Genomic DNA, 20,273 nt, shown 5'->3' with positions numbered 1-20,273 from the left:
GTTTGTGCCGACTCGACGGCGGGGCGGAGCGGTTGGGAAGGGGTCAGAGGGTCTGCCAGGAGGGCTTGTTCGCGTAGGCGTAGCGGTAGTAGTCGAGGTTGCGCAGGCGGGAGGCCGCCGGCTCGTCCACGAGGACCGTCACGTGCGGGTGCAGCTGGATGGCGGAGCCCGGGTTCGAGGCCGATACCGGACCCTCCACCGCACCCGCCAGGGCCTCCGCCTTGCCCTCGCCGAACGCCAGCAGCATCAGATGCCGCGCGCGCAGGATCGTCGACAGCCCCTGCGTGATGCAGTGCATCGGCACGTCGTCCTCCGACGCGAAGAAGCGGGCGTTGTCCTTGCGGGTCTGCTCGGTCAGCGTCTTCACGCGGGTCACCGACGCGAACGACGAGCCGGGCTCGTTGAACCCGATGTGGCCGTCGGTCCCGATGCCGAGGAGCTGCACATCCACTCCCCCGGACTCGGCGATCGCCTTCTCGTAGTCGGCTCCGGCGTGCTCGATGCCGTCGAGCGACCCGTTGGGCACGTGGATGAGCGACGGCGTCAGCCCGAGCGGCTCGACGACCTCGCGCGTGATCACCGCACGGTACGACTCGGGATGCCCGGCCGGCAGGCCCACGTACTCGTCGAGCGCATACCCGCGCACGTGGGACACATCCACACCCCGCTCGTGGATGCCATGCTCGAGGGCCCGGTAGACCGCCAGCGGGGTGGACCCGGTCGCGAGGCCCAGCACCGCATCGGGCTTGGCGGCGATCAGATCGAGGATGCTGCGCGCGGCGAGCTCGCCCGCGGCGTCCTGGTCGCGGACGACGACGATTTCGGCCATCAGTTCTCTCCTACGAGTGCCGCGCCCAGCGCGGCGACGGGGGTGCCTTCGGGAACGAGGCGCACCCTCCCGGGCAGGTCGAGCGACGCCAGGAACGGCGACGTGCGCTCCCAGTCGTGCAGCACCTCGTGGACGTCGTCGAGCAGGCGCTTCCCCAGGTGGCTCAGACCGCCGCCGATGACGACGGTGCCGACATCGACGGTGAGCACGAGGACGCGCACCGCTGAGGCGATGCCCGCAGCCAGCCTAGCCGTGATCGCTCGGGCGACGGGGTCGCCGTCGTCCGCCGCGGCGAACACCGCGCGCACCGGCAGCGGGTCGTCGGTCGGCCACTGGCGGGCGACGCCCGATCCGCTCGCGACGGTCTCCAGACAGCCGCGCTGACCGCAGGCGCAGAGGGCTCCCTGCGGGTCGACGGGCAGATGTCCGATCTCGCCGGCGATGCCCGTGCTCCCGCGCCAGAGCCGTCCGTCGACGACGATGCCGGCGGCCATCCCGGTCCCGAGGTTGAGGAACGCCATCGTGCCGGTCAGGCCGAGCAGGTGGTACGCACCGAGAGCGGCGGCCTTCACGTCGTTCTCGACACGGACGCCGACGCCGAGGCGGCCGGCGAGCATCCCGCCGAGCTCGAGCTGCTCGAGCCCCAGGTTGACCGCGTGCGCGACCTGTCCGGAGACGGTGTCGACCATCCCGGGCACGCCGATCCCGATCGACTGGAAGCCGCCCGGCGCGAGGCCGGTGAGTTCGCCGATGCGCGACACAGCGGCCACGGCGGTCTCGACGACGGCGTCATGCCCGAATCCGGTCGCCAGGCGCACCCGCTGGGTGAGCGCGCCGAGCTCGTCGACGGCGACCGCGTCGGTCTTGGTGCCGCCGATGTCGATCCCGAGCCTCACGTCCGGCGTCCGAGCAGTTCGAGGAGGGCGCGACCGACTAGGCGGGATGCGCCGAAGGTCGCGATGTCGGCGTACGCGCGGTCGTCACTGGGCCAGCCCATATCGACGACCAGCACGCGCTCACGTTCGGCGCGCAGCCGGTCGATGGCGGCTCGGGCGAACGCGTGCCGGTGGTTGTCCTTGCCGATGACGAGCACCGGGGACTGCGCGGCGAGCACCAGGTCGGGGTGGTCGTTCTCGGTGAAGACGACCGCCGGGTTGGCGGTGAATGCTGCGGCCCACGCGGTTCCGGGGTCAGCGTCGACCTCGGAGAACGGCCCCCAGGGCGCCGTCCCGACAGCGATGTTGGCGACTGTGTCGATACGGACGACCGAGTACCGTCCGCCGCCGTTCTCCCGCAGCCACTCGCGCGCGTGCTCGCTCACGTCGAACGCGCGCTCCGCCGCCGCGACATCCGCCTCCCGCACCTGGCTCTGTCCCACCGTCGAGTCCGCAAACTTTGCACGCTCATCCGGCGCGTCGTGTGCAGAATTCGCGGACTCGACGGTGGGCGGAGCGGGCGGGAGAGAGCGGGCGAGGGCGCGGACGCGGGCGGCCGCGGCGGAGATGCGGGCTGCGGGGAGGCGGCCCGCCGCAACGGCGTCGGCGATGGCCTGCTCGATCGCGGCGAGTTCCTCGTCGGTGTTCTCGGTGCCGATGCACAGCAGGTCGCAGCCGGCGGCGAGCGCCAGCACGGCCGCCTCCGGGATGCCGCGCTCACCGCTGGCGCCCTGCATGTCGAGCGCATCGCTGACGACGACGCCATCGAAGCCGAGCTCGCCGCGCAGCATCCCCTCGATGATCGCGGGGCTGAGCGTGGCCGGGTGCACCGCATCCAGCTGCGGGAGCAGGATGTGCGACGTCATGACCGCCCGGGCGCCCTCGTCGATGACGGCGCGGAACGGGACGAGCTCCCGCTCGCGCAGCTGCCGCGGCGACAGGTCGACGACGGGCAGCTCGAGGTGAGAATCGGTTCCGGTGTCGCCATGCCCGGGGAAGTGCTTTGCGGCGACCGCGACGCCGGCGGACTGCAGCCCACGGGTCCAGGCGGCGCCGTGCTCGGCGACCACCTCGGGCGTCGAGCCGAAGCTCCGCACGCCGATCACCGGGTTGTCCGGGTTGGAGTTGATGTCGATGTCCGGGGCGAAGTCGAGGTTCACGCCCGCGCGCCGAAGCTCCTGGCCGACCCGGTGCGCCACGCGCTCGGTGTAGCCGGCGTCACCGAGACGGCCCAGGATGGCGTTGCCCGGGTAGGGCGAACCGCTCCCGTAGTACAGCCGGGTGACGTCGCCTCCCTCTTCGTCGATCGCGACCACCGCATCCGGGTTGGCCGCGTAGATCGCGTCGGTCAGCGCGCGCAGCTGCTCCGCGGTGGCGATGTTCTGCCCGAACAGGCACACTCCGCCGAGGCCGCCGCGCAGGCGCTCCTCGAGCCACGCGGGCAGCGTCGTCCCGACGAACCCGGGCAGCAGCGTCGCCGCGATACTGCGGCGGAGGTCCGGATCGGCGACGGCGGTGTGGGCGACGGACGCGCCACTCACCCCTTCACCGCCCCGCTGACCAGGCCGCTGGTCATCCGGCCCTGCACGATGAGGAAGAAGATGATCACCGGCACCGCCACGAGCGTGGAGGCCGCCATGACCTGTCCCCAGTCGGTCGCCCGCGACGCGGACTGCTGCACGAAGCCGCGCAGCCAGAGCGGAAGCGTCGCGCTGCTCGACTGCGGGAGGATGACGAGCGCCACCGTGAACTCGTTCCAGGCCTGCAGGAAGGCGTAGACGCCGGAGGCGACCAGCCCCGGGGCGAGGAGCGGGAAGGTGATCCGGAGGAACGCCTGCGTCCGGCTGAGGCCGTCCACCATGGCGGCCTCTTCGAGGTCGGCGGGGATGCCGGCGACGAAGCCGCGCAGCATCCAGATCGTGAAGGGCACGACGGCGGCGATGTAGAGGATGCTGACCCCGACGACCGTATTGAGCAGGCCCAGCGTGCCCATCAGCTTGTACTGGGCGATGAACAGTCCCTCGGCCGGGAGCATCTGGATCAGCAGCACGGCGAGCACGAACGAGCGACGCCCGCGGAACTTGAACCGGCTGATCGCGAGCGCGGCCAAGAACGCGAACGCCAGGCAGCACACCACGGTGATGAGGGCGACAGCGACGCTCATCCCGAGCGCCGGGAAGAACGTCCCGCCCTCGACGACCGCGGAGAAGTTGTCGAAGGATCCGCCGAACGGCAGCCACGTCGGCGTGGTGTTCTGCAGGATGACGTTCGGCAGCAGCGACGAGTTCACCATCCAGTACACAGGGAACACCCACACCAGGGCGAGCACGATGCCGAGCGCGCCGAGCAGCACGCGGGAGGCGCGGATGCGCCGGCGGGTCCTTGGCCGAGCCGTCACGGCGGCGGGCCGGGTCGAGGTCGCGGTGGTCACGATTCGTCCTCCTTGAGCAGGGAGCGCACGTAGAACCAGCTGAGCGCCACGGTGAGCACGAGCACGAAGACGCTGACGGCGCTCGCCATCGCGAAGTCGCTCGAGCCGACCCCGAGCTGGTAGATGTAGGTGCCGAGCAGGTTGGTCTCGCTGGCGATGGAGCCCTTGTCCTGCAGCAGCTTGATCTGCGCGAAGACGCGCAGGTCCCAGATGATCTGCAGCAGCAGGACGATGCCGAGCACGGGCCGGATGATCGGCAGGATGATGTAGCGCAGTCGCTGCCATCCCCGCGCGCCGTCCATCTGCGCGGCCTCGACGACCTCCGTGGAGACCTGGGTCAGTCCGGCGTAGACGGAGAACGCGACGAAGGGCACGCTCATCCACGTCACGATCACCATCGCGACGAAGAAGAAGGAGAGCGGGTTCTGCAGCCAGTTGTGGTCCTGGAAGTCGAGCCCCCACGAGGTGAGCACGTAGTTGACGACGCCACGGCGCCAGTCGAACAGCCAGTTCCAGACCGTCATGGCCGCGACGACCGGCATCGCCCAGGCGAGCAGCAGAGAGACCTGCAGGATGATGCGCACGACCTTGTTGACCGCGTTCATCAGCAGCGCCATCCCGACGCCGATGACGACCGTGACGAAGGCGGTGACCAGGCAGAAGGCGATCGAACGGCCGACGACGACCCAGGTGTAACCGTCGGAGAAGAGCGTGATGTAATTCTCGAACCAGACGAACTCGGCCGGTTTGCCGAACTGCTGGGCGAGTCCGAAGTGCTGCATCGACGTGATCAGCTGCCACACGATCGGGTAGCCGAGCGCGACGAGCAGGATGAGGATGGCCGGGAGCAGCAGGGAGTACGGCGTGAGCTTCCCTCGGCGGCGGCGCGGTGCGTCCCGCGCCGGTGCCGGTGGTGTCGCGAGGGCGAGGCGGGTGTCCTCGGTGGCGGTCACGGGCGTCCTCCTTTCTGTGTTGCGGAGTCAGTCTGAGGGCAGCGACGAGGGCGCGGAAGGGGTGCCTCCGCGCCCTCGCCGATCGCTGAGCGCTAGCTCTTGACGTTGAGCAGCGCGTCGATCTTCTTGTCGTACTCCTGCGCGAGCGCCTTCAGGTCGGACGCGTCACGGATCTTGGAGAAGAACTCCTCCATCACGTTGCCCGCCTCGACCGAGGCCCAGCCGGGTGCGGCCGGAGTCAGCTTCGAGTTGGATGCCGACTCGATGAGCGCCTTCGCGAACTGGTCGTCGCCGAGCGAGGAGGTGTACTTCTCGTTCGCCGGGCCCAGGCCGTTCTTGCCGAGCATCTCCTGGTACTCCTTGGAGAAGATGATCTTCAGGAGGGTCTTCGACAGCCCCGGCTCCTTGGTCTTCGCCGAGATGCCGATGTTGGAGCCGCCCGCGAACACGGGGGCCGGCTTGCCGTCGTTACCCGGGAGCACGAAGGTGCCGAACGTGGCGTCGTTCCAGGTGCGCGTCGGCTTGCCGTCGTCGCCCTTCCCGAGGTCGCCGATCGACCAGTGCGCCCATCCCGGAGCCATGATGGTGGCCGCCGCGAGGGAGGTGTCACCCGTCTTGTTACCGTCGGCGTCGAGCGTCTGGTCGGTGTCGTTGAGGTAGATGTACTGGTTCGAGTCCTTGGCGTCGTTCGGCGCCTTGGATGCGTTCTTGTACAGGTCCTGGAGCTGCTGGAGGCCCTTCAGCGACTCCTCCGACTCGAGGGTGGCCTTCCACTTGTCGCCGTCCTTCTTGGCGATGTCCCCGCCGTTGGCGAAGATCCAGGAGATGCCGTCGCGCCAGTCCTGGCCGCCGAGGAAGAAGCCGGAGAAGTTGTTGATCCCCTTCGGGTTCTTCGCCGTGATGTCGGCCACGTTCGTGTTGAACTGGTCCAGCGTCGTGGGGACGCTGACCCCGGCGGCCTGGTAGATGTCCTTGCGGTAGAACATGTAGCGCGACCCGAAGTAGTAGGGCAGCGTGTAGTTCTTGCCGTCGACCTTTCCGGCCTCGACGAAGGACGGCAGCAGGTCGCTCCCGCCGAGGTCCTTGTACATGTCGGAGATGTCGAGGAAGGCGCCGACGTTGGTGAAGGTGGGCGACTGGGTGTTGCCCATCTCGGTCACATCGGGCGTGTTGTTGGCGTCCGGGAGGGCCGTGGTGAGCTTGGTGACGATGTCTCCCCAGTCCTGCTGCTCGATCTTGAGGGTCGCTCCGGTCTCCTTGTTGAACTCCGTCTTGAGGTAGTCGCGGAGCTTGTCCGGGGTGTCGGACCCGACGAGCCACAGGGTGACCGTCTTGCCCTTGCCGTCGGTGCTCGCGGCGGTCGAGCCTCCCGAGGCGCATCCGGCGAGCACGAGAGCGGAAGCTGTTGCCACAGCGGCGAGGCCGACGAGCTTTCTCTTCATTGCTGGTTCCTTTCGTAGTGGTCAGTGGCTGCAGGTGCAGCACACCGTCGGTGCAGGGGTCGTGGTTCGGGTGGTGCTGTGTTAAGAGACCCCGAGTTGTCCGGAGAGGACGAGTACGGCCGCGCCGCGGAGGACGATGTCCTGCCCCTGCGTGGTCATCCGGAGGGACAGGTCGGCATGGTTCTGGGCCATGGTCCGGTTCCGGAGCGTGTGGACGGTCGCCTCGGCGAGGGGGCCGTCGAGCAGTTCGGTCGGGCCGCTGAGCACGATCTCCGACAGGTTGAGCGCGCCGACGACGGGCGCGAGGGCGATGCCGAGCCGCCGCCCCGCCTCGCGGAGGATCGGCGTCGCGTCGACGCCGGCGGCCTCTGCGTCGCGGATGCCGCGCTGCAGTTGCGGAACGCTGAGCCAGTGCTCGAGCACCTGGTCGCGGTTGTACGTGGTCTCGAGGCCCAGGTCGGTCCCGACCATGACCTGCCCGATCTCGCCCGCCGCGAAGTGGCTGCCGTAGACGAGCGCGCCGGCGACGAGGAGGCCCGCGCCGATACCGTGGCCGACGCGGATGAGCATCATGTCGCCCGCTGCTCCGCCGTACGTGTGCTCGGCGAGCGCCGCGGCGTTGGCGTCGTTGGCGACGACGACGGGCAGACCCGTGCGTGCCGCGAGGCGCTGCTGCAGCGGGAGGTCGTCCCAGCCGAGGTTCGGCGCCGTCAAGATGGTGCCGGTCAGGTCGACGACACCGGGCGAGCCCACGCCAATCCCGAGCACGGGTGCGGTGGTGGCGGCGACCAGCCGGTCGACCAGGGCGTCGACCTTGGCGGCCGCGGACTCGCCGGTGGCGGACTCGCCGCCCTCGCCGTCCGCGAGCATGACCTCTGCCCTGGCCAGGATGCGCCCGTCCAGGTCCATGACCGCGCCGCGGAAACGGTCGTGGTCGCTGAGGTCCACTCCGATGATCTGGTGCGCGGCGCGGTCGATGTCGAGGAGGACGGCCGGCTTGCCGGGTCGCGCCGACTCCCGCTGGCCCAGCTCGATGACGAGCCCTTCGGCGAGCAGCTCGGCGACCAGGTCGGAGACCGTCACCCGGGTGAGCCCCGTCTCCCGGGCGAGGTCTGCGCGACTGCGCTGGCCATCCCGATACAGGGTCTGGAGCACGAGCGACCGATTGTGGCTGCGAGCGTGCTCGGGGAGCACCTTGGCGCGCGGCCGGAGTGCCCGCCCCGGGGTCAGTCCCCCGGCGCTTCCCTGCACCTCGGTCGTCGTCATGTTTGTTAGTAAAGCTTACGAACAAATGAATTGCAAGAGACGAAACGAAGTTGTTACACCGGCGATGCGGCCGGACGCTCAGAGCCCTTCCACCCGCTCGCGGAGGAATCGGGCGATGCGCTCCGTCGCATCCTGAGCCTCGGGCGTCCCGAGCAGGAGCGGGAACACGTGCGGGAGTCCCTGCCCCACCACCAACTGCACCTCGACCCCCGCGGCGGTCGCCGCTGCGGCGAGCCGCTCCGCGTCGCTCAGCAGCAGATCGGCGGTCCCCACCTCGATGTGGAGCGGAGGGAGCCCCGCCAGCGATGCGAACAGGGGCGAGGCTGCGGGCGTGCGGGGGTCCACACCGTCGAGATAGTCAACTGCCAGCCGGGCGAGAAGCTGCGGCGTCGAGACCGGGTCCTCGGCGACACGGTCCCGCATCGACGGTCCGGAGCCGGTCAGATCGACCGTCGGCGACATCAGCACGACGGCGGCGGGCAGCGGCTCGCCGGCGTCGCGCGCCGCGACCAAGGTCGAGAGCGCGAGTCCCCCGCCCGCGGAGTCCCCGGCGAATGCGACAGACATCGGCGGCGAGCCGTGAGCGACGCAGAGCCACTCCCACGCGGTGCGAGCATCGTCGAGCGCGGCAGGGAACGGGTGCTCCGGCGCCAGCCGGTAGTCGACGAAGAGGACGCGCATCCCCGCCGCCCGGCCGAGTCGAGCGGCGAGCTCCCCGTCGCTCGCGAGGGATCCGAGCTGGAATCCCCCGCCGTGGAGGAACACGAGGACGCTCGTCCGGTTCTCGCCGGGGACATCCAGCCAGTGCGCCGCCACTCCGCCTGCATCCACGTCGGTGACCCGCACGTCAGCGGGAAGAGGGTGGAGGGTGTCGCCCGGCACGAAGGAGGCGCGCGCCTCGTCCGGGGTCGGTTGCGCCTGGCCCGCCTCGACAGCGGCTGCGGCGGCGCGCTGCCGGGCGCGCATGACCGCCAGGGCGGCCTCCATCTCCGTGCTCGGCACGTCGGCTCCCGACCCCGTCAGCCCGCCGCGGGAACGACGGGGTCCTCGACGAGCACCTCGGTCAACCGACCCGTGCGGACGCCGAAGACGAAGCCGCGCACCGGGACGTCCGGCGAGATCCAAGGGTGCGAGCGGACCTTGAGCACCTGCTCCCGCGTGTTCCGCTCGGCGTCCGTGAACGTGAAGAACTGCGCTGGCGCGATCGGATAGCTCCCGGTCTCGGCCCTCAGGCGCTCGACGAGTTCGTCGCCCGAGAAGCGCGAGAGGCCGCAGTCGTCGTGATTGATGACGAGGATCTCGCGCGTTCCCAGCATCCGCGTCGAGACGATGAGCGAACGCATCGCGTCGTCGTCGATCACCGTCCCGACATTGCGGATGAGGTCGACGTCGGCGTCCGCGAGCCCCATCAGCCGCACCACCCCGCTCAGGCGGGGGTCGGCGCAGGTGACGATGGCGATCTTCGGCGCCGGTGGTCCCGCGCCCGCCGGGTCGTAGTCGCCGGCGAGAGTGGCGTTGGCGCGCAGCGCGTCGTCGGTGATGCTCATGGTCGCAGCTCCTTCTGTCGTGAGGGTCACGTCCGGATGCGACGGCTCGCCGGGGCGTGCGGTGGCCACGATACGACCGCCGGTCGCCGTGCCGCGCGGGGGTTTCCCGCCAACCTCAGACGCAGGCCCGCGGCGGGTGAGGGGTTCGCGCCGCGGCCCGGGCTAGGCTCCCCCCATGGTCACAGAAGCCCCCGCCGCATCCACCCGCGCCCCGTTCGCGCTCACCGGTTCACGCGCCCTCGTCACCGCCGCCAGCCGCGGCCTCGGCCGTGAGATCGCGCTCGAACTGGCCGGCCAGGGCGCCGACGTCGTGCTCGGCGTCCGCGACCCCGGCGGCTCGGCCGGGCTGGTCGACGAGCTGCGCGTGTTCGGCGTCGACGCGGTGGCGATCCGGATGGATGTGCTCGATCTGGACGCCTGCCGCGCGGCCATCGACGTGGTGACGGAGGAGGGCGGTCCGATCGGCATCCTCGTCAACAACGCCGGTGGCGGGATCGACTCCCCCGCCTTCGAGGTCACCGAGGACGACTTCGACCACGTCTGGCAGCTCAACACGCGCTCCACGTTCTTCCTGTCGCAGCACGTCGCGAAGAGCATGCGGGAGAACGGAGGCGGCGCGATCGTGAACGTCGCGTCGCAGGCCGGGCTCGTGGCGCTGCCCGGCGAGGCGTCCTATTGCGCAGCGAAGGCCGCCGTCGTCCACCTGACGCGCTGCCTGGCCGTCGAGTGGGGACAGTACGGCATCCGCGTCAACGCGGTCGCGCCGACCTTCATCGAGACCGACGGCACGTCCGCCGCGCTCTCGGACGACGCCTTCCGGGCCGACACCGTCGAGCGCATCGCCGCGCTCCACCGCATCGGCGAGCCGCGCGAGGTCTCCGGAGCCGTGGCGTTCCTGGCGTCCCCGTCCGCCTCCCTGATCACCGGCCAGACCCTCGCCGTCGACGGCGGCTGGACCGCCCGCTGACCCGTGACCCCCTTAACGATTCGTGCCGAATGTGCGTTCTCGCGTCGCGATAGCGCACATTCGGCACGAATGCGTCAGAGGGGGATCAGCCCAGGCGCGCCTTCAGGTTCTCGCTGATGGCGTCCAGGAACTCCTCCGTCGTGAGGAACTTCTGCTCCGGGCCGACGAGGAGCGCGAGGTCCTTCGTCATCTTGCCCTCCTCGACCGTCTTCACGACGACGTCCTCGAGGGTGTGCGTGAAGTCGATGAGGTCCTGGTTGCCGTCGAGCTTGCCGCGGTGCGCGAGGCCGCGCGTCCAGGCGAAGATCGAGGCGATCGGGTTCGTCGAGGTCGGCTTGCCCTGCTGGTACTGGCGGTAGTGGCGGGTCACCGTGCCGTGCGCGGCCTCCGCCTCGACGACCGAGCCGTCCGGCGTGGTCAGCACCGAGGTCATCAGGCCGAGCGACCCGAAGCCCTGCGCGACGGTGTCGGACTGCACGTCGCCGTCGTAGTTCTTGCAGGCCCAGACGTAACCGCCCTCCCACTTGAGGCTGGAGGCGACCATGTCGTCGATGAGGCGGTGCTCGTAGGTGAGGCCGGCCGCGTCGAACTTCTCCTTGTACTCGGTGTCGAAGACCTCCTGGAACAGGTCCTTGAAGCGGCCGTCGTAGGCCTTCAGGATCGTGTTCTTGGTCGACAGGTACACCGGGTACTGACGGTCGAGGCCGTAGTTGAACGACGCGCGCGCGAAGTCGCGGATGGACGCGTCCTGGTTGTACATGCCCATCGCGACACCGGCGCCGGGCGCCTGGTAGATCTCGAAGGACTGGGCCTCGCCGCCGTCGGCCGGCTGGAAGCTCATCGTGAGGGTGCCCGGGCCGTCGAACGTGAAGTCGGTGGCGCGGTACTGGTCGCCGAAGGCGTGACGGCCGATGACGATCGGCTTGTTCCAGCCGGGGACCAGTCGCGGGATGTTGGAGATGATGATCGGCTCACGGAAGACCACGCCGCCGAGGATGTTGCGGATCGTGCCGTTCGGGCTCTTCCACATCTTCTTCAGGCCGAACTCCTCGACGCGCGCCTCGTCGGGCGTGATGGTCGCGCACTTCACGCCGACGCCGTGCTTCTGGATGGCGTGGGCCGCGTCGATCGTGATCTGGTCGTCGGTCTCGTCGCGCTTCTGGATGCCGAGGTCGTAGTACTCGAGGTTCACATCGAGGTACGGGTGGATGAGAGAGTCTTTGATGGCCTTCCAGATGATGCGTGTCATCTCGTCGCCGTCGAGTTCGACGACCGTTCCGTCAACCTTGATCTTGTCCATGGTTCTCCTGGGGTGTCTGCCGTTTTACGCCGACGACAGCTTACCCGAGCGCGACAACTATCTTGACATCGAGACATTTTCTCTCGGCGGATCGTCGGGTGCCGCGCGACTATGCCCCGGTCACCCGCGCACGTTACCCTTTCGTCATGGCTGAGTTGAGACTGGAAGAGTTGAGCGCGCGGACCGTTGTGGCGGCGAACGCGCTCACGCTGAAGCCGGGCCAGGAGCAGTTCATCGCTCCGGTCTCCTACTCGGCCGCGGCCGCGGTCGCCGACCCGAACACCTCGTGGCAGCGCGTCGTGCTCGACGGCGACGAGGTGGTCGGCTTCATCATGGGCAACTTCGACCCGAACGCCGAGCACGAGGAGTTCAAGGCGATCCTCTGGCGCATCAACGTCGACGCCGACGACCAGGGACGCGGCATCGGGACGTTCGCCGTGCGGGCCCTCGCCGACGAGGCGCGCGCACGCGGACACCAGCGTCTCTACGTGATCTGGGAGTCGGGCGAGCTCGGACCGGAGCAGTTCTTCCTGCGCAGCGGCTTCCAGCCGGTCGGCGAGACCCAGTACGGCGAGACGATCGGTGCCCTCGATCTCTGACCGGGAACCCGACCAGGAGGACGCGGCGAGCGCATCCTTCGTCGAGCGGGTGCTCGAGGTCGTGGATGCGATCCCACCCGGGCTCGTGATGACCTACGGGGATGTGGCGGCGACACTGGGGTCGCGTGCGGCCCGGATGGTCGGCCAGGTCATGGCGTACTACGGCTCGGACGTGCCGTGGTGGCGGGTCGTGCGGGCCAGCGGGCACCCTGCCGTGGGCCACGAGCACATCGCGTTGCAGCACTACCGCGCGGAGGGCACTCCCCTGCTGGGCGGCGGAAAGACGCCGTACCGGGTAGATTTACGGGCGGCCCGCCTCGACGACGCGCGGAATCATCCCTCCGACCGATGAACCACTCAGTTCCGTAGTGTTCACTCGTAGGAGATCCTTGTCCCTTTCCCCTGGAGCTGCCGTGCCCCGCATCCGAACCGCCGGAGTCATCGCGACGACGTCCGCACTCGCCCTGGCTCTGTCCGGATGCTCGGTGCTGACGGCGTTCGAGCCTCACGTCGACTCGGCGATCTGGGATACGGCGAAGGAGATGAAGGCTTCGAACACGGCCCTCATCGGTTCGCCGACCTTCGTGCCGGACGACGCCACGGTCATCCGCGTCGACTACGACACCCAGAACGGGTCGGCAATCATGACATACACGTCGAAGACCCTCCTCGCGCCGAACGTGTGCTCCGGCTCCGTCGCGACGCCGAAGCCCCCTATCGAGGACAGCTGGTGGCCCGTACAGGGCATCCCGCCCGAATCGTCCAAGTGCCCGAACGGATGGGCCGCCTTCGGGATCGGTCAGCAGGTGTGGGCGGTCAAGTCACCGACCAAGAAGTAGCGCCGGGCCCACTGCGTCGTCAGTGGAACTGCGGGACGATCAGCCAGATCCCGTAGACCACAGCGGCGACGCCGATGGCGAAGCACACGACCGCTCCGACCGTCGCGGCGAGCGGACGTCGCCCGGTCCGGACGCTCGCCGCTGCCCCGTCGGCGTCGAGCGGAGCCCCGACGGCCAACAGACGCAGGGCCGCCGCGTAGCTGATGACGACGACCGTCGTCGCCGCGAAGGCGACCAGCAGCACCACGACGAACGACCCCCAGTCCACGCCGAGGAACGATCCATCGGGTGCCGCCGTGTGCACGATGAGCTGTCGCATCCTCATCCCTCCTGTCCGGCGCCGACCGGCGCCGTCGTACGCGAGCCGGACGCGTCGTCCTCGGCCTCGTCGCCCTCGTTGACGTTGTGCCGGGTGACCGGGTTGCGGCGCGACAACGCCCACAGTCCGAGACCGGCGAGGAGCCCGACCACGGCGACGCCGATGAGCCCGACCAGGCTGGCGGAGGCGATCCAGGCCGCCAGCCCTCCGACGAGTGCCGCGGCGGGCAGCGTCACCACCCAGGCCGTCGCGATCCGTCCGACGACGCCCCAGCGCACCGAGGCGAGCTTCTTGCCCAGGCCGCTGCCGACCACGGCGCCCGAGGTGACCTGCGTGGTGGAGAGGGCGAAGCCGAGGTGCGACGAGACCAGGATGGTGGCCGCGGACGACGTCTCGGCCGCGAAGCCCTGCGGCGCTTTGACGTCGGTGATCCGCTTGCCGACCGTGCGCATGATGCGCCAGCCGCCGAGGTAGGTTCCGAGCGCGATCGCCAGGCCGCACGAGACGATCACCCAGAACGGCGGCGCACTCCCGGAGCTCAGGTAGCCGGCGGCGATCAGCGTCAGGGTGATGACGCCCATGGTCTTCTGGGCGTCGTTCGTGCCGTGCGCGAGCGAGACCAGCGAGGCAGACACCGTCTGGCCGTGCCGGAACCCGGCCTCCGCGCCGTGGACACGTGCGTTACGGGTGATGCGGTAGGCCGCGAAGGTGGCCACCAGGGCGACGCCTCCCGCGACCAGGGGCGACAGCAGGGCGGGGACGATGACCTTGCTCAGCAGCACGCCCCAGTCGACGGCTCCGAAGCCCGCCCCGATCACCGCGGCGCCGATCAGGCCGCCGAACAGCGCATGGGTCGAGCTCGACGGCAGACCGAAGTACCAGGTGACCAGGTTCCACAGCACCGCGCCGACCAGCCCGGCGAAGATCATCGTCGGGGTGATGTCGACACCCGACGACCCCTCCTTGATGACGCCGCCGGAGATCGTCTGGGCGACTGCGGTCGACAGGAACGCGCCGACCAGGTTGAGGACGGCCGAGATGAGCACGGCCGTCCGGGGCTTGAGTGCGCCGGTGGCGACGGAGGTCGCCATCGCGTTGGCGGTGTCGTGGAAGCCGTTCGTGAAGTCGAAGACGAGGGCGACGACGATCACGGCGACGACCGTGACGAGGATGTCCATCGGCGGTCCTTCCGGAAAGGGGACGGACGCTCGCTGCGCCCACCCCCTGAGTACGCCGATCCCCGCCCGCCTTCGTGAACGGCGGATGAATTCTGGTCAGGTTCCCTGCACCGGGATGGTGAGCGACCTACGGAAGGAGTTCCGCGGTGATCGCGGCCGAGACGAGAAAGGCGACGACGATCCCACCGATCACGGGGAGGGGGATCCACCACACGCGCCTGGACCGGCCGAGGCGGTAGATCATCACGAGGATGACGAGCACCCCGGCAACCGTGGTGCTCGGCGTGATGAGACCGACCACCCACAGCGCACCATAGTCGCAATCGGTTGCTGGTCCGCAGGCTGCGACGCCCATATCGAGTACTGCGATGGCAGCGGTGAGTACGCCTCCTATGAAGACAGCGAGGACGCTCAGAACGATCGCCATCGCGGCACCCGCGCTGCTCGGGCGCGTTGTCTTCTGCACCTGACCGCTCCTATTCATTCGACGTGATCTTCTGGTAGATGAATCCCCACGCTTCCGCCATCGCGCTCGACTTCCAGTAATTGCGGTGAATCGTCATGCCATTGGGAAACGCGGATTGACAGAATGCGTCGCCTTCAAAACACCATTCGCGCGCAATCGGCTGTTGCGTCCGGGCCGTGTTATTCGAGTTCCCGGCGAGGGCCGTCCACGCGCTGAGCTTGCCAGCATCAGCGGGAAAGAGTCCGGCAGTGGTCCGCGCCTGGTTGGGTGCGTTCCAACTCTGACCCGGCCGAAACGACGGGCTCGCGAGCAAGACGACCGCTTTGATGTGGGCCCTGGCGCCGGGCGACAAGGACACAGTGGTGAAGGCCGGCGGATTGGATCCGGACAACATGTTGCTGATGACGTGCGCCCCCTGTGAGTAGCCGACCAGGAGATTATTCGTGCTCGGGCAGGTAGACGCGAGGTTCTCCACCTCGGCGGCAAGGCGCGCCACACCGACATTGACGCTGTTGATGTAGGTGGTGAATGGAGCCTGGTAGGCCGTCGCCGGGTAGTTCAGAGCCTCGACGTAGATGGGAAGGTTCTTGTCTGATCGGGCATAGTTCGCGATGGAGTCGACTGCGTCGCCGAGGCCTCCTGATGCGTAGGTACGGCCACCATTGGCGCTTCCCGAGCCAGCGGGTTCATCTGTGCCACGCACGCCGATCAACGTCGAGAATGCGCACCTCGAAGCAGGCACTCATGCCGAGGCGGAGGTGGCGGACAGGCTAGCCATGAGACCAGGGCTGGCGATAGCGGCGATGACAATTCGAGTGATCTGAGCAGCTCCGCTCATGGCGTCTCGCTTCCGGATACGAGGCGTCCGTCGTATCGGAACACCTGCTTATCCCTTGAGACGCGAATCCCAGGGTCGCTATGACGCTGAGATTGCTGTTATTGCCGCAGGGCCAGCGTCAACCGGGTCGGGGTCGCGGGCATGAGACGGTGCAACCGGGTCAGGAACCCTGCACCGGGATGGTGAGCTCGATGATCGTGCCGAGGCCCTCGACCGAGCGCACCTCCGCCCGGCCGGACACCGCCTCCACCCGGTCGCGGAGGCCCTCGAGGCCACCGCCCGGCTCGATGCGCGCGCCGCCCTGGCCGTCATCCTTCACGATGACCGTGACCGTCGCGTCCGCTCGCGAGACCATGACGGTGCACGTGCGTGCCCGCGCGTGCTTGGCGGCGTTGGCGAGGGCTTCCGAGACGCAGTAGTAGATGGTCTCCTCGACCACCTCGGGAAGCCGCTCGGCGATGTCGACGCGGACCTCGACGGGCACGTGGCTCCGCAGTCCCAGCTCCTCGATCGCCGAACGGAGGTCGCCGTCCGTCAGCACGGTGGGGTGGATGCCGCGGGCGAGCTCCCGGAGCTCGCGGAGGGCGTCCGCGAGCTGCTCGGAGGCGCGCTGCAGGTCGCCCGCGAGCTCCTCGTCACCGTGCGCCTCGGCCTTGGACGTCGCGATGCGGAGGCTGATGGCCAACGACACGAGTTGCTGCTGGCTGCCGTCGTGCAGGTCGCGTTCCAGCTTCCGGCGGGCGAGGTAGCCCTCCTCGACGATGCGCAAGCGCGACTCCCGCAGCTCCTGGATGGTGCGCTCCAGCCTCCCGCGCAGCCGGTCGTTGTCGACCGAGAGCAGCAGGGCCGAGGAGACGGCGTCGAGCAGGCGGTCATCCTGGCTGAGCGCTACATCGTGCTCGATCAGGGCGATCGGTCCCTGGTCGGAGTCGATCGCGAGCACCGAGCGTCCCGGCCGGTCGGTCAGGCCGGCGTCCGGCACCGGCTTGCCGTCGCTGGTCTGGTAGCTCTGCAGCGGCTCATCCCACCAGAACACGCGCAGGGATCCGTCGTGCAGCATCCGCGCGAGGCTCGACTCCCACAGACCGCGGTCGACCTTGTCGCGCGCGACGATGACGAGGTCCGCCATCCGCGAGCGCAGTCCCCTCGCGTAGAGCACACCGCCGACGAACGCCGGAGGGATGAGCGCGATCGCGACCGGCGGGATGAACTGCAACCAGCCGCTGTCCCAGCCGAACGCGAAGCTCAGCGAGTCCTGCACCGTGCCGTAGCACCAGAGCAGGATGGCGAGCGGCATCACGAAGGCCACCCGGCGGGCGGGGAGGGAGCTGGTGAACCAGCGGGCGATCAGGCGGGCCGCCACGGTCAGCATGAGGGCGAGGCCGACGAACCGCCACGCAAGCCCCAGCCAGTAGTCGGCCGTGTCGCTGGGGAGCACGGCGTACGGGTTCATCACGCAGCCGCACTCGGACGGCTCCGGCGACGAGAACAGCAGGGTGCCGCCGAGACGCACCGCGAAGGCGATCGAGATGGCCAGCAGGATGGCGCGGTCGAAACGCGCGACCAGCCTCCCCGTGGGGTAGCAGAGCACGAGCAGCCCGACCAGCACCGCCCACAAGTCCGTCACGCCCTGCACCCATGGCCACACCCAGCCCCACTGCCGGACCAGCGGGTACCAGGCGCCCGCCGACCAGAAGAAGGCGGCTCCGACCATGAGCCAGCCGGGGATGGGGCTCCGCACGATCCGCCAGGCGATCACCGCGCAGACGACGTAGACGACCGCGACGGAGATGAAGACGATGGCCCAGCCGACGCCGGAGGGACGCGGCCCGTAGTCGCCGGTGATCGCGCTGAGCACCTGGGCCGTGACGTTCGACGCGATGGTGACGGTCACGGCGAGCGCGCGGAGGATCAGCCGGCCCGCGCCCGGTCGTGCCGGGGCGACGCCCACGTCGCCGGTGCGCGCGACCTCCGGATGCGCCGGGAGCGCGGCATCCATGGGGTCAGGCGTCCCGGCCGAGGAAGCGCAGCACCGCGAGCACCCGCCGGTGGCCTTCGGCGGAATCCTCCACGCCCAGCTTCGCCATGATGTGCCCGATGTGGGATTCGACGGTGCGGAGGCTCAGGTGCAGCTCGGTGGCGATGCCCACGTTCGACTTGCCCTCCGCCATCAGCCGTAGAACATCGCGTTCCCGGGAGGAGAGCGACTCGACCGTCGCCTCCGATGACCGTGCGGTGACGAGCAACTGCACGACTTCGGGGTCGACCACCGAGCCGCCGCGTGCCACGGTGCGGACGGCGGTGACCAGGGTGTCGGCGTCGGCGACGCGGTCCTTGAGCAGGTAGCCGGTGCCGCTGCCGGCGCTCATCGCCCGTATCGCGTACGACGCGGTGGTGTACATGGAGAGAAGCAGGATGCCGGCGCGCGAACCGCTCGCACGCAGACGCTCCAGAGCGCGCAGCCCCTCATCGGTGTGGGTGGGCGGCATCTTGATGTCGAGCACGATCGCGTCCACATCCCCGTCGGCCGCGACGGCGCGCAGAAGTTCCTCGGCGGTGTCCACCGAGGCGACGACCTCCATACCGCCCGCGCGCAGGATCTGTCCGATCCCCTCGCGCAGCAGCACTGCATCGTCGGCGACGGCCACTCTGAGCGCGCGAGACTCTACAGTCTGTCCCCCGCTCACGCGCTTACCTTAGCAGGGTGCGGATCGCCTCACCGGTCAGCTCGTCTTTGTTGATGAAACCCTCCGCGCCGCTGTCGGCGACGCGTCTTCCGTAGTCGGTCGCCGACCGGCTCGACGTGAGCACGACGGCGGCGCCCGTCGCCCGCATCGCGGGCACGATGTCGAAGCCGCTGGCGTCGGGCAGACCGACGTCGAGCAGCACGACGTCCGGGGCCAGCCGACGGCTCAGCTCGATGCCGCCGGCGGCGGTCGCACTGTCGCCGACCACCATGAAGCTCTCCAGGCGGAGCAGCTCCGCCGCCTGTTCGCGGAACCGCTCGTGGTCGTCGACGATCACAACGCGGAGGTACATGGCACCATCATCTCCGCACGCACCCCGAGGGTCATCCGTGCCTCCACGCAAACGGAATGAGGTGACCCCCCGGATGTGGGCCATCTGGGCCGGGGCCAGGATGTGAGACAACCTCAACGACCCGAACGTCGAGGTTCCCGCCGCTGGGCGGGACGAAGGTCCACCCGAGGAGATGGCGATGTCCACCGCGACCCGAACCGCCGACCCGACCGGCGCCGCAGCCGTCCGAACGGACGCGGCGACCGGGGCGGGCGCGGTGGACGGCCGTCACTCCGGGCGAGGCCGACGTGGTGAAGACGAGCTGCCCGTCGTCGTGATGGACCTTTCCCGCGCCGCTCACCGCTTCCGCGACCTGCGTGCCGCCTTTCCCTGGGTGGACGTGCACTTCGACGTGAGCGCTCTCGCACATCCGGCTCTGCTCGCCACCATCTCCGCCGAGGGCGCCGGCTTCACCGTGACCCACGACGCCGCCCTCCCTGCGCTGCGCCGCGTGGAAGCAGACCTCGGCCGGGTGCTGCACGCCGCGCCCGGTGCGCGCTGGCTGCAGCGGCGTTCCGCCTGGGAGGCGGGGGTGCGCCGGTTCGTCGTCGACGACCCGGACGATCTCGACACCTTCGTCTCCGCACCCGCCGGTACGACCGTGCTGCTCCGGATCGACCCAGCGATCGCCGTTGCGGTCGCGCGGTACGCAGCGGCTCTCGGCGTCCGTGTCGCCGGCCTCTCCCTCCCCGTCGCTCCTGAGGCATCCGCCTCCGACCTGGTCACGTTGCTGCAGCGCGCCGTGCACGCGAGCGCGGAGGTGTCTGTAGCGACCGGCCACCGTCTCGAGCTGCTCGACCTCGGCGACACGTTCTCCGACGGCACGGCCATCCGTCCGGCGGAGTGGCCGGCGCTCGCCCGCACAATCCGCTCGCTCGTCGCCCCGGCGACCTCCCGCACCACTGTGCTGGCGACGGCCGGCCGCGCGCTCGTCGCCGACTGCATCACCGTCTCCGCCGGCGCGGCGGCACGGTTTGCCGACGGCCCGACGGCGAGCGCCTACATCGACGCGGGCTGCGAGGTGGTCGTGCTCCGCGACGGGATGCGCGACAGCCTGCTGTCCCGCCTGCCCCTTTTCCGCACGGCGCTGGCGCGCGAGGCACCCTCCGTGCGCCGCACCCCGCACGCTCGCGCGGGCGGACACCGCACGCTGCGCCCGTCGCGGGCGCGCTCGACCTGGTCCCCGGCCGGCTGACTCAACCCCTGACCGCCCGGCGACCGGCGGCGGGGATCACGGGAGGTTTCCTGTGGTCCCCGCCGGAATCGCCCGCGAGGTCGAGGCTTGC

At 69.6% G+C, this 20,273-nt stretch carries 22 protein-coding genes; 5 read left to right on the top strand and 17 right to left on the bottom strand.

Annotated features, from left to right (window positions below):
• Window positions 1-43 precede the first annotated feature (43 nt).
• The 9 genes from nagB to BLR91_RS03785 all read right to left on the bottom strand — a co-directional run bounded on the left by nagB (window position 44) and on the right by BLR91_RS03785 (window position 9,403).
• Window positions 44-829, bottom strand: coding sequence for a glucosamine-6-phosphate deaminase (gene nagB, locus BLR91_RS03825; RefSeq protein ID WP_089876968.1), 786 nt, complete (start codon window positions 827-829; stop codon window positions 44-46).
• A complete protein-coding gene (locus tag BLR91_RS03820; protein WP_089876970.1) occupies window positions 829-1,725 on the bottom strand; it encodes an ROK family protein in 897 nt (298 codons plus the stop codon). Before BLR91_RS03820 ends, nagB begins: the two co-directional genes overlap by 1 nt.
• Window positions 1,722-3,305 (bottom strand): glycoside hydrolase family 3 protein, encoded by a 1,584-nt coding sequence (locus tag BLR91_RS03815; RefSeq protein WP_089876972.1) that lies wholly within the window; start codon window positions 3,303-3,305, stop codon window positions 1,722-1,724. The genes BLR91_RS03820 and BLR91_RS03815 overlap by 4 nt, the downstream gene beginning before the upstream one ends.
• Entirely contained in the window at window positions 3,302-4,195 is an 894-nt protein-coding gene (locus tag BLR91_RS03810) for a carbohydrate ABC transporter permease (RefSeq protein WP_018191872.1), read from the bottom strand. The genes BLR91_RS03815 and BLR91_RS03810 overlap by 4 nt, the downstream gene beginning before the upstream one ends.
• Window positions 4,192-5,148: a carbohydrate ABC transporter permease gene (locus BLR91_RS03805; RefSeq protein ID WP_020076992.1), complete on the bottom strand. Its 957-nt coding sequence runs from the start codon at window positions 5,146-5,148 to the stop codon at window positions 4,192-4,194. The genes BLR91_RS03810 and BLR91_RS03805 overlap by 4 nt, the downstream gene beginning before the upstream one ends.
• Window positions 5,149-5,240: 92 nt before the next feature.
• Window positions 5,241-6,590, bottom strand: coding sequence for an extracellular solute-binding protein (locus tag BLR91_RS03800; RefSeq protein ID WP_089876974.1), 1,350 nt, complete (start codon window positions 6,588-6,590; stop codon window positions 5,241-5,243).
• Window positions 6,591-6,671: 81 nt separating this feature from the next.
• Window positions 6,672-7,856 carry an ROK family transcriptional regulator gene (locus BLR91_RS03795; RefSeq protein WP_089876976.1) on the bottom strand — a complete coding sequence of 395 codons (1,185 nt, stop codon included), beginning with the start codon at window positions 7,854-7,856 and terminating at the stop codon, window positions 6,672-6,674.
• A gap of 78 nt (window positions 7,857-7,934) precedes the next feature.
• Entirely contained in the window at window positions 7,935-8,858 is a 924-nt protein-coding gene (locus BLR91_RS03790) for an alpha/beta hydrolase (protein WP_090042392.1), read from the bottom strand.
• Between the two features lie 17 nt (window positions 8,859-8,875).
• Complete coding sequence (locus tag BLR91_RS03785; RefSeq protein ID WP_089876980.1) at window positions 8,876-9,403, bottom strand: beta-class carbonic anhydrase; 528 nt, start codon at window positions 9,401-9,403, stop codon at window positions 8,876-8,878.
• A 175-nt stretch (window positions 9,404-9,578) separates the two neighbouring features.
• On the opposite strand from BLR91_RS03785, the gene BLR91_RS03780 reads away from it, so the two are divergent.
• A complete protein-coding gene (locus BLR91_RS03780; RefSeq protein ID WP_089876982.1) occupies window positions 9,579-10,370 on the top strand; it encodes an SDR family NAD(P)-dependent oxidoreductase in 792 nt (263 codons plus the stop codon).
• A gap of 85 nt (window positions 10,371-10,455) precedes the next feature.
• Here BLR91_RS03780 and BLR91_RS03775 read toward each other — a convergent pair whose 3' ends face one another.
• A complete protein-coding gene (locus BLR91_RS03775; protein WP_018191879.1) occupies window positions 10,456-11,670 on the bottom strand; it encodes an NADP-dependent isocitrate dehydrogenase in 1,215 nt (404 codons plus the stop codon).
• 146 nt (window positions 11,671-11,816) lie between these two features.
• On the opposite strand from BLR91_RS03775, the gene BLR91_RS03770 reads away from it, so the two are divergent.
• From BLR91_RS03770 to BLR91_RS03760, 3 genes are all read left to right on the top strand, one after another.
• Window positions 11,817-12,269: a GNAT family N-acetyltransferase gene (locus BLR91_RS03770; RefSeq protein ID WP_026307266.1), complete on the top strand. Its 453-nt coding sequence runs from the start codon at window positions 11,817-11,819 to the stop codon at window positions 12,267-12,269.
• Window positions 12,253-12,621: an MGMT family protein gene (locus tag BLR91_RS03765; protein WP_089876984.1), complete on the top strand. Its 369-nt coding sequence runs from the start codon at window positions 12,253-12,255 to the stop codon at window positions 12,619-12,621. The genes BLR91_RS03770 and BLR91_RS03765 overlap by 17 nt, the downstream gene beginning before the upstream one ends.
• Before the next feature lie 61 nt (window positions 12,622-12,682).
• Complete coding sequence (locus BLR91_RS03760) at window positions 12,683-13,108, top strand: hypothetical protein (protein ID WP_018191882.1); 426 nt, start codon at window positions 12,683-12,685, stop codon at window positions 13,106-13,108.
• Window positions 13,109-13,127: 19 nt separating this feature from the next.
• Here BLR91_RS03760 and BLR91_RS03755 read toward each other — a convergent pair whose 3' ends face one another.
• The 7 genes from BLR91_RS03755 to BLR91_RS03725 form a co-directional block, all read right to left on the bottom strand.
• Window positions 13,128-13,427: a hypothetical protein gene (locus BLR91_RS03755; protein ID WP_089876986.1), complete on the bottom strand. Its 300-nt coding sequence runs from the start codon at window positions 13,425-13,427 to the stop codon at window positions 13,128-13,130.
• 2 nt (window positions 13,428-13,429) lie between these two features.
• Window positions 13,430-14,605: an inorganic phosphate transporter gene (locus tag BLR91_RS03750; RefSeq protein WP_089876988.1), complete on the bottom strand. Its 1,176-nt coding sequence runs from the start codon at window positions 14,603-14,605 to the stop codon at window positions 13,430-13,432.
• 127 nt (window positions 14,606-14,732) lie between these two features.
• Window positions 14,733-15,071 carry a hypothetical protein gene (locus BLR91_RS03745; RefSeq protein WP_089921675.1) on the bottom strand — a complete coding sequence of 113 codons (339 nt, stop codon included), beginning with the start codon at window positions 15,069-15,071 and terminating at the stop codon, window positions 14,733-14,735.
• A 10-nt stretch (window positions 15,072-15,081) separates the two neighbouring features.
• Complete coding sequence (locus BLR91_RS03740; RefSeq protein ID WP_157694669.1) at window positions 15,082-15,774, bottom strand: cutinase family protein; 693 nt, start codon at window positions 15,772-15,774, stop codon at window positions 15,082-15,084.
• Between the two features lie 295 nt (window positions 15,775-16,069).
• Window positions 16,070-17,908, bottom strand: coding sequence for a sensor histidine kinase (locus tag BLR91_RS03735; protein ID WP_089876992.1), 1,839 nt, complete (start codon window positions 17,906-17,908; stop codon window positions 16,070-16,072).
• A gap of 4 nt (window positions 17,909-17,912) precedes the next feature.
• Window positions 17,913-18,557 carry a LuxR C-terminal-related transcriptional regulator gene (locus tag BLR91_RS03730; protein ID WP_018191888.1) on the bottom strand — a complete coding sequence of 215 codons (645 nt, stop codon included), beginning with the start codon at window positions 18,555-18,557 and terminating at the stop codon, window positions 17,913-17,915.
• A 43-nt stretch (window positions 18,558-18,600) separates the two neighbouring features.
• The gene (locus BLR91_RS03725; protein ID WP_018191889.1) at window positions 18,601-18,948 is read right to left on the bottom strand and encodes a response regulator; all 348 of its coding nucleotides are present in this window, start codon (window positions 18,946-18,948) and stop codon (window positions 18,601-18,603) included.
• Between the two features lie 178 nt (window positions 18,949-19,126).
• Here BLR91_RS03725 and BLR91_RS03720 point away from each other — a divergent pair, with 178 nt between their 5' ends.
• Window positions 19,127-20,182: a hypothetical protein gene (locus tag BLR91_RS03720; RefSeq protein ID WP_089876994.1), complete on the top strand. Its 1,056-nt coding sequence runs from the start codon at window positions 19,127-19,129 to the stop codon at window positions 20,180-20,182.
• Window positions 20,183-20,273 lie beyond the last annotated feature (91 nt).

Origin of the sequence: Leifsonia sp. 466MF (genome assembly GCF_900100265.1) — a bacterium.
Taxonomy (GTDB): domain Bacteria; phylum Actinomycetota; class Actinomycetes; order Actinomycetales; family Microbacteriaceae; genus Leifsonia.
This window is presented reverse-complemented; position numbering and strand designations above follow the sequence as displayed.